6 protein-coding genes are annotated in these 7998 nt (G+C 41.2%); 4 read left to right on the top strand and 2 right to left on the bottom strand.

Annotated features, from left to right (window positions below):
• The first annotated feature begins 36 nt into the window (after positions 1-36).
• The 3 genes from VFM80_RS03435 to VFM80_RS03425 all read left to right on the top strand — a co-directional run bounded on the left by VFM80_RS03435 (position 37) and on the right by VFM80_RS03425 (position 4553).
• A complete protein-coding gene (locus VFM80_RS03435; RefSeq protein WP_395069578.1) occupies positions 37-885 on the top strand; it encodes a cyanophycinase in 849 nt (282 codons plus the stop codon).
• 171 nt (positions 886-1056) lie between these two features.
• Positions 1057-3549 (top strand): zinc-dependent metalloprotease, encoded by a 2493-nt coding sequence (locus VFM80_RS03430; protein ID WP_395069576.1) that lies wholly within the window; start codon positions 1057-1059, stop codon positions 3547-3549.
• Between the two features lie 137 nt (positions 3550-3686).
• Positions 3687-4553 carry a sterol desaturase family protein gene (locus VFM80_RS03425; RefSeq protein ID WP_395069574.1) on the top strand — a complete coding sequence of 289 codons (867 nt, stop codon included), beginning with the start codon at positions 3687-3689 and terminating at the stop codon, positions 4551-4553.
• A gap of 1 nt (position 4554) precedes the next feature.
• Here the strand turns inward: VFM80_RS03425 and VFM80_RS03420 are convergent, their stop codons facing one another.
• Both VFM80_RS03420 and VFM80_RS03415 read right to left on the bottom strand, forming a co-directional pair.
• The gene (locus tag VFM80_RS03420) at positions 4555-6285 is read right to left on the bottom strand and encodes a sodium:solute symporter (protein ID WP_395069572.1); all 1731 of its coding nucleotides are present in this window, start codon (positions 6283-6285) and stop codon (positions 4555-4557) included.
• Complete coding sequence (locus VFM80_RS03415; protein WP_395069570.1) at positions 6286-6411, bottom strand: hypothetical protein; 126 nt, start codon at positions 6409-6411, stop codon at positions 6286-6288.
• Positions 6412-6534: 123 nt separating this feature from the next.
• On the opposite strand from VFM80_RS03415, the gene VFM80_RS03410 reads away from it, so the two are divergent.
• On the top strand, positions 6535-7998 hold a 1464-nt coding region (locus tag VFM80_RS03410), incomplete at its 3' end, for an SLC13 family permease (RefSeq protein WP_395069568.1).

Raw genomic sequence — 7998 nt, 5'->3', positions numbered from 1 at the left:
GCTTTTTTTATGTCTTTTAATCAATAAAAACTACTAATGAAGCATTTCTATATATCCCTCATATTACTGTTAATATTAATTTCAGGCTGTGAACCTGTTCAGCAACAATCAGAAAAAGGAGCTTTAATGATCATCGGAGGTGGAAGTCGTCCTGATGTGATCATTGAACGTATTTTGGAGGAATCAGACCTGAGTGATCCCAATGCTTTTGGGCTGGTGTTGACGATGTCAGGTTTCGATCCGGATACTTCCGGTTTTTATGGTGAGAAACCGTTTCGGGATAATGGCTTCGAAAATATGCACTCGTTCGATCTTGGAAGAAGAGACAGTGTAACTGCTACTGCTTTGGATTCCGTGAGGAATGCTGCCTTTATGTACATAGCGGGAGGAAACCAAAGCCGGTTTATGAAACGAGTTGAGGAGCATCCAGAGATCGAAGAAGCCATATTTGAGGCGTATGCAAATGGGGCTGTGATATCAGGTTCAAGTGCAGGAGCAGCCATCATGAGTAGGATTATGATAACCGGAGATCAGGTGAAACACCCGGAGTATACATCTACCTTTTATCATCTTGAAAAGGATAATCTAGTAACTGTTGAGGGATTAGGCTTAATAACTGATGTTATAATTGATCAGCATTTCGTAAAACGAGCCAGAAATAATCGATTGCTCACGGCCATTATGGAATATCCAGATCATATAGGAATAGGTATTGATGAAGCAACGGCTATTTTAGTTAAAAGGGACACTGTGGAAGTTGTGGGACTTTCACAAGTGATGGTATACAGGAATACAACCGGCACCGTGAAAATTGAAAATGGTAAGATCGGCACAAAGAATATCCAACTGGATATATATCTGCCAGGTGAAAAATTTAATTTATAAAATTGATTTTATGAAAGTTGCTAAATGAGGTAGTCTTAACCGGCAGGAATTTCATGTAAAATCCTCATTTTAAACTTTTTACACTCTTAATTTACGATATGACTTGATAAGCTGGTAAACTAGCCTCACCTTATAACCCTATTCTCTCAATTATAATTAATCAAATAATTTATGAACTACGGAAAATTTAACTTGATGAAGCTATCTGTGCTTTTTCTGAGTTTTGCCTTTGTAATTACAGGATGCAAATCATCAGAAACAGTATCAAGCTCGGAGCAAACTACACGCGGTGGATCTGGAGGTCCTGATAGCAACGATGAAATGAAAAAATTTAGTGATGTTATCACTGAAGAAGCTGAAACTGATGAAGGGCTATTCAATGTCCATAAAGTGGAAGACAAATATTATTATGAAATTCCGAATGAGCATTTAGAAAAAGAAATGCTTTTAGTGACTCGCCAGGCAAAAACAGCTGATAACCTTGGGTATGGCGGTGAAAAAGTAAATACTCAAATCGTACGCTGGCAAAAGAAAGATAAAAACATCTTATTGCGCCACGTTTCTTTTGAAAACGTTGCGACAGAAGGGAAGCCTATTTATGAAGCGGTACGAAACTCTAATTTTGAGCCCATCATTGCTTCCTTTGATATAGAGGCGCTCAATGAAGATTCCACAGGTTCTGTAATTGAAGTTACAAGTTTATTCACCTCAGATATTCCATCACTTGGATTGCCTAGTGGACAACGACAGGCTTATCAGGTGCGCCGACTGGATGGAGATCGTACTTTTATCGAGCACATCAATAGTTATCCTGAAAATATTGAAGTGCGAAATGTACTTACTTATGATGCAAACGAGCCCCCTTCCAATTCATCTACAGGCACTATCTCTATGGAAGTTAATCATAGCATGATCGTGCTTCCTGCTGAGAAAATGAGACCCCGTTCTCATGATGAAAGAGTCGGATTTTTCAGTGTGAACAAAACTAAGTATAGTGACGAGGCTCAAAAAGCCAAACAAATTCGACACATTACACGATGGAAGCTAATTCCCAAAGACAAAGAAGCTTACAAAGCATGGTTAGATGGTGAAAGTGATGAGTTAGTGGAGCCTGTAAATCCTATTGTTTATTATGTAGATCCTGCAACTCCTGTAAAATGGAGAGAATACCTTATTCAAGGTATAAATGATTGGCAAGTTGCTTTTGAAGCGGCAGGTTTTAAAAATGCGATCATAGGTAAACTTCCGCCAACAGAAGAGGAAGATCCTGAATTCAGCCCGGAAGATGTACGTTATTCTGTAATTCGTTATTTCGCATCCCCTGTACAAAATGCATATGGACCTCACGTTCATGACCCACGCACAGGACAGATCCTGGAAAGTGATATCGGTTGGTATCACAACGTTATGAACTTGCTTCGTAACTGGTTCTTCATTCAAACTGCTGCTGCAAACCCGGATGCCCGTGGCATTGAGTTTGATGATGATGTTATGGGCGAATTGATCCGCTTTGTATCAGCTCACGAAGTTGGGCATACGCTTGGATTTCCTCATAACATGGGATCGAGTTTTGCTTATTCAGTAGATGATCTGCGATCACCAAGCTTTACAAATACACATGGAACTGCTCCATCAATTATGGATTACGCACGTTTCAACTACGTAGCTCAACCCGGTGATGGAGTTACCAATTTTTATCCTGCAGTAGGTACCTACGATAAATGGGCTACTAAATGGGGATATACTTGGTTTCCCGATGATATGAGTGATGAGGAAATCGAAGCTATTCTTAATGAATGGACACGGGAACGTGCCGGTGACCCTGAATATTTCTTTGGAAGCGGTGGCAGTGACCCTCGTGTACAAACTGAAGATCTTACGAATGATGCCATGAGAGCCAGCGAACTTGGAATTGCAAATCTCCAGGTTATAACTGAAAATCTCATTGACTGGATTGAAGAAGAGGGCGAAGACTTTTCTGAACTATCTGAACTCTATAACAATATTATCGGCCAGTGGAACAGATATATGGGGCACGTGCTAAATAATGTTGGCGGAGTTTACGAAGATCAAAAAACATTTGAACAGGAAGGCGTTGTTTACAGTCCGGTTGAAAAAGAAAGACAACAGCGTGCTATGGAATTCCTTCAAACACATGCCTTTAGTACTCCTACATGGGCCATCAATGATGCAATTCTTGATCGTATAAATGAAGCTTCGGTTATTGACACCTTCAGAGGTGCTCAGGCCAGTGTACTTTCAAGACTGACAAGTGCACAGCGTATAGCCAGATTAATTGAGTACACAAAAAGGTCTGACGAAGAAACCTACACCGCGTTCGAAATGATGGACGATGTTAGAAACGGTATTTTCAGTGAAGTTCGAGCCGGTGAGAATATTGATGTTTACCGAAGAAACTTGCAGCGTGCTTACATCGATCAAATGAGAAGCCTGATGGAACAAGAAGAAGCAGGCGGCGGCTGGTTTGGACCATCAATTAATGTAGATCAATCTGATATTCATCCAATTGTCAGAAATCAATTAAATATTCTAAACAGGGATATTGATCGCGCATTAGGAAATGGTGGTTTTGACCGTGCTACACGCATTCATCTGGAAGACGCCCAAGCTCGGGTAACAGATATTCTTGACGGAAACGATTAAGAAATACTGAATTAACATTTTGAGCCCTCGTACATTATTTTTTGTGCGAGGGCTTTTTTATTGCGGTCAGTTTTGAACCTGACCTTCGATTTTAGCATCTTTATATATGCAATAAACACAGATGTGAGTTCAATTAAATGGAATCGTTTATAGAATTTTTTGAGAATTTACCCACTGTATTCAGAGCGGGTATCCTGATCGGTGGAATTTTTCTTTTTTGGGTAATAGAAGGTGTTTTCCCTCTCTTTGAATTTGGATATAAGAAAGCGCGACATGCCGCTCTTAACTTAGTACTGAACGGATTCTTTGTGGTGATCGGTCTTGGTTTTGCAGGTATTTTAATATGGTCTTCAAATTATGTGACCACTAATGAATTTGGAGTTCTGCAATGGATAGAAATGCCTGTGTGGGTACAGGCAATTGTGGGGGTGATGCTTCTCGATTTTTTCGGTGCTTATCTCATCCACTGGATAGAACATAAGGTGAAATGGATGTGGAAGTTTCATCTTGTACATCACAGTGACACCACTGTTGATGTTACGACAGGTCTTAGGCATCATCCCGGAGAAGCAGTCTTTAGAATGGTGTTTACGATCATTGGAGTGATCTTAGTGGGTGTGCCGATCTGGATCATATTTCTATATCAAAGTATTTCCGCTCTTTTTGCGCATTTATCGCATGCCAACATCAATATGCCAAAAAAGATCGATCGGGCATTATCATGGGTTCTCATCACTCCGCTGATGCATAAAGTTCATCACCACTATACACAGCCGTACACGGATACCAACTATGGAAATATCTTTGCGATATGGGATCGAATGTTCGGCACATTTGCTGAAGTAAATGATGTCTCAGAACTGAAATATGGGATTGATACTCATATGGATCCGAAGGAAAATGATAACCTGGGAAATTTGTTGAAGATCCCTTTTCAGCCATACCGACCACCTACAAGTTCTAAGTTTGGGGAAGAAGGAAAGCTAGAAAAGCCTGGAAACTAAATTATTTCGATTTCGGCCAGATCAGGCTGATCGAAATTCCAACGATAACTACAACGAATGTTCCAACAGGGTTCAGCCATAAGAACTCAACAGCCTTGGCATATCCTTCCGGAACAGTACTCCATGGAAAGATGAACGAATAATCGCCGGTAATTGAATTAAAGAAAAGCCGGTCGAAGGCGAATACCGAAAACATTCCTGAAATCAATCCGGTCAAAGCCCCGGTTCCTGTAGCTCTTTTTACCCAAAGAAGAAGTATGAAGACTCCGAGAATGGAACCATAAAAATAACTCCCGATCTGATTGACCAGCTCTATAATAGACTTTGTCTCTCCCATTAACAAAGCAGAAACGGTGGCAATTGCTCCCCAGAAAAAAGTAACACCCCGGGATGATTTTACATAATGAGCCTCTGTGTGTAAATTGCCTTGTAAGCGCTGATACCAGTCTATAATAGATACAGTGGTTAATGCATTCAATTCACTGTCGATTGAGCTGAGTGCTGCTGCAAAAATTCCTCCTACGACCAAGCCAATGATCCCAATAGGGACGTAATTAAGGATGAAGTATGGGAAAATATAGTTGGTATCATTTACATCGGCCTGTCGAATTTCGGCCTGCAATGCCAGTTCAGCATCCCGGGCATCATTCATTTGAGCATCTGTTTCCACGAAGAGTTTCTGTGATTGATCATCACGGTTTTGAACGGCTTCAAGAGCGGCTTCTTTTCTGTTTAAATGGGCTACTTGATACTCTTTTAGGATTTTCTGTTCGGCTATTTGTTGCTGCTCAGTTTGCGCAACAGGTTCTGTGGCTCGGAAAGAAGCCGGAGCAGAATTGAAGATGAAGAACACGTATAACATCACCCCAAGTAACAGAATAAAAAATTGCATTGGGATCTTTGCATATGCAGTTAGCAACAGAGATTTACGTGCATTTTTCACGGAATCTGTAGTTAGATATCGCTGTACTTGAGATTGGTCGGTACCGAAATAGGAAGCCATCAAAAAGAAGGCAGCTATCACTCCGCTCCATACATTATATTTTTCGGTGAGGTCAAAACTGACATCAAGAACTGTGAGCTTGTCCAGGCTTCCCGCCAGATAAAGCGCTCCCTCAAACCCAACTTCTTCCGGCAGGTTTAGCCAAATGAGAATGAAACAGAAGACGAGGCCAAACATCATGATAGCCATTTGCTTTACGTCGGTGGTGATCACCCCGGCAATACCGCCCACTGTTGTGTAAAGGGTGGCAATCACTCCAATGATAAGGATGGTGATATAAAGCGGAAGCCCAAGTAAAAGGGCAAGAACGTATGAAGGAGCGGCGATCAAAACCCCAAGAGCGAGTCCACGGGAAATAAGAAAAAGTCCGGAGGTGGTAAGTCTCGTCTTAAGCCCAAAACGTTCTTCTAAAACCTCATAGGCTGTAAAGTTCTGCATCTTGCTGAAAAAGGGAACCAGAAACATACATATGAAGATCATAGCAAAAGGGATGGCCAGATAAACCTGTACAAACCTCATATCTTCTACATAAGCAATTCCGGTAGTGCCTATAAAAGTGATGGCCGAAGCCTGGGTAGCCATTACGGAAAGCCCCGCAGCCCACCAGGGCATAGAGCGATTAGCAAGCAAGTAACCCTCTATAGTGGAGGCCTCTTTACCCCTGCGCGTACCATCCCATATGGTATAGCCTAAAAATGCAATCAAAACCGTCCAGTCAATCCAGCTCATTTACGGGAGGTTGAATGTTGAGGTGAACCAAAAGAAAAGCAAAATGAAAATAACACCTAAAATAGCGACTACGGTATAGTCTTTGAGCCATTCAGGTTTTATGTCATCTATGGGTTTTTTTTCCATGGCAGATAATAGATAATGTGTGATTCTTTTGAAAATGAAATATGGAAAGCGATGGAAGTGTTTAAACATTTTTTGTACTCTGTCGAAGCATTTTTATGATCCGGGAATTCCAAACATCGAGATATGACCACTGCTTTTACAGATTTAAGAAAATATGTCGGACTGATCTTTGGTCTGCTGGTTTTTGTGATCATGCTGATAAGTCCCATCCCTGATGGTTTAACAGACGCTGCCTGGAAAACTGCAGCGGTTACCATGCTGATGGCAGTTTGGTGGATCACAGAAGCACTGCCCATATCTGTGACTGCTTTGTTACCCATTGTGTTGTTCCCTGTTTTAGAAGTCAGCAGTATCAGTGAAGCTACCACACCATACGCCAATCCACTCATTTTTTTATTTCTGGGAGGATTCATCATTGCATTGGCAATGGAGAAATGGAATTTACACCGTCGTATTGCCATCAATATTGTCAGTTTTGTGGGGGTGAAACCTTCCTCCATTATTATAGGATTCATTATCTCAGCTGCTTTCTTGAGTATGTGGGTGAGCAATACAGCCACGGCCATCATGATGTTACCCATAGCGATGTCAATTCTTGTATTGGTAGAGAGTGAAGACTCATCAGATAAAATAAACTTCGAAATAGTTTTGATTTTGAGTATTGCTTATGCCTGTAATATTGGGGGAATGGGAACATTGATTGGAACTCCTCCAAACGCTTTACTAGCCGGGTTTGTCTTGGAGAATTATGGTATAGAGATCAGCTTTTTTGACTGGATGCTGGTGGGAGTGCCCATAGTATTGATCTCATTACCAATGTTATATGTGGTACTCACTAAGTTTATCTATCCCATAAAAATTGACACTTTACCGGGAGGAAAGGAATTGATACAACAGCAACTCTATGATCTGGGAAAGATAACTTCAGAAGAGATAAAAGTAGGTTTTATATTTGTGGGAACAGCGGTAATGTGGATGTGCCGTCCAATTATTGATAATTATATCCCGGGTATTTCGGATGCAGGTATTGCCATTGGAGCTGCAGTTTTATTCTTTCTGATCCCTTCCGACCTGAAAGAAAATGTTTTTTTACTCAAGTGGTCAGATACCAAGCAACTTCCATGGGGAGTGCTCATCCTATTTGGTGGGGGATTAAGTATGGCATCAGCGATCAGCGAGACCGGTCTGGCAACGTGGATAGGGGGTGGAATTGGAAGCCTGAATACATGGCCTGTATTGTTACTAATCTTGGTTGTTGTTTCATTGATTGTATTCTTAACTGAGATGACAAGTAATACAGCATCTACGGCAGCATTTCTGCCTATTCTGGCATCTGTAGCCATAGGTCTGGGAGAAAACCCTTTGTTATTGGCTGTACCAACTGTTTTGGGCGCCAGTTGTGCTTTTATGTTGCCTGTAGCTACCCCTCCGAATGCCATTGTTTATGGGAGTGGAAAAATCACTATTCCGGAAATGTCTAAAGCAGGATTTTGGCTGAATTTATTATTTATCGCCCTTCTAACGTTTGCTTCCATGACAATAATAAGCTGGGTTTTTGGAATTGAGGTTGGAGTTCTACCCGATTGG

Source organism: Gracilimonas sp., from assembly GCF_035704785.1.
In the GTDB taxonomy this organism is placed as follows: Bacteria; Bacteroidota; Rhodothermia; order Balneolales; family Balneolaceae; genus Gracilimonas.
Note: the sequence above shows the minus strand (reverse complement) of the source record. Positions and strands in the feature narration are given on the sequence as shown.

Bases quoted from the DNA above. Each gene is read 5' to 3' on its own strand.
- VFM80_RS03435 (WP_395069578.1), top strand. From the start codon at position 37: ATGAAGCATTTCTATATATCCCTCATATTACTGTTAATATTAATTTCA.
- VFM80_RS03430 (WP_395069576.1), top strand. From the start codon at position 1,057: ATGAACTACGGAAAATTTAACTTGATGAAGCTATCTGTGCTTTTTCTG.
- VFM80_RS03425 (WP_395069574.1), top strand. From the start codon at position 3,687: ATGGAATCGTTTATAGAATTTTTTGAGAATTTACCCACTGTATTCAGA.
- VFM80_RS03420 (WP_395069572.1), bottom strand. From the start codon at position 6,285: ATGAGCTGGATTGACTGGACGGTTTTGATTGCATTTTTAGGCTATACC.
- VFM80_RS03415 (WP_395069570.1), bottom strand. From the start codon at position 6,411: ATGGAAAAAAAACCCATAGATGACATAAAACCTGAATGGCTCAAAGAC.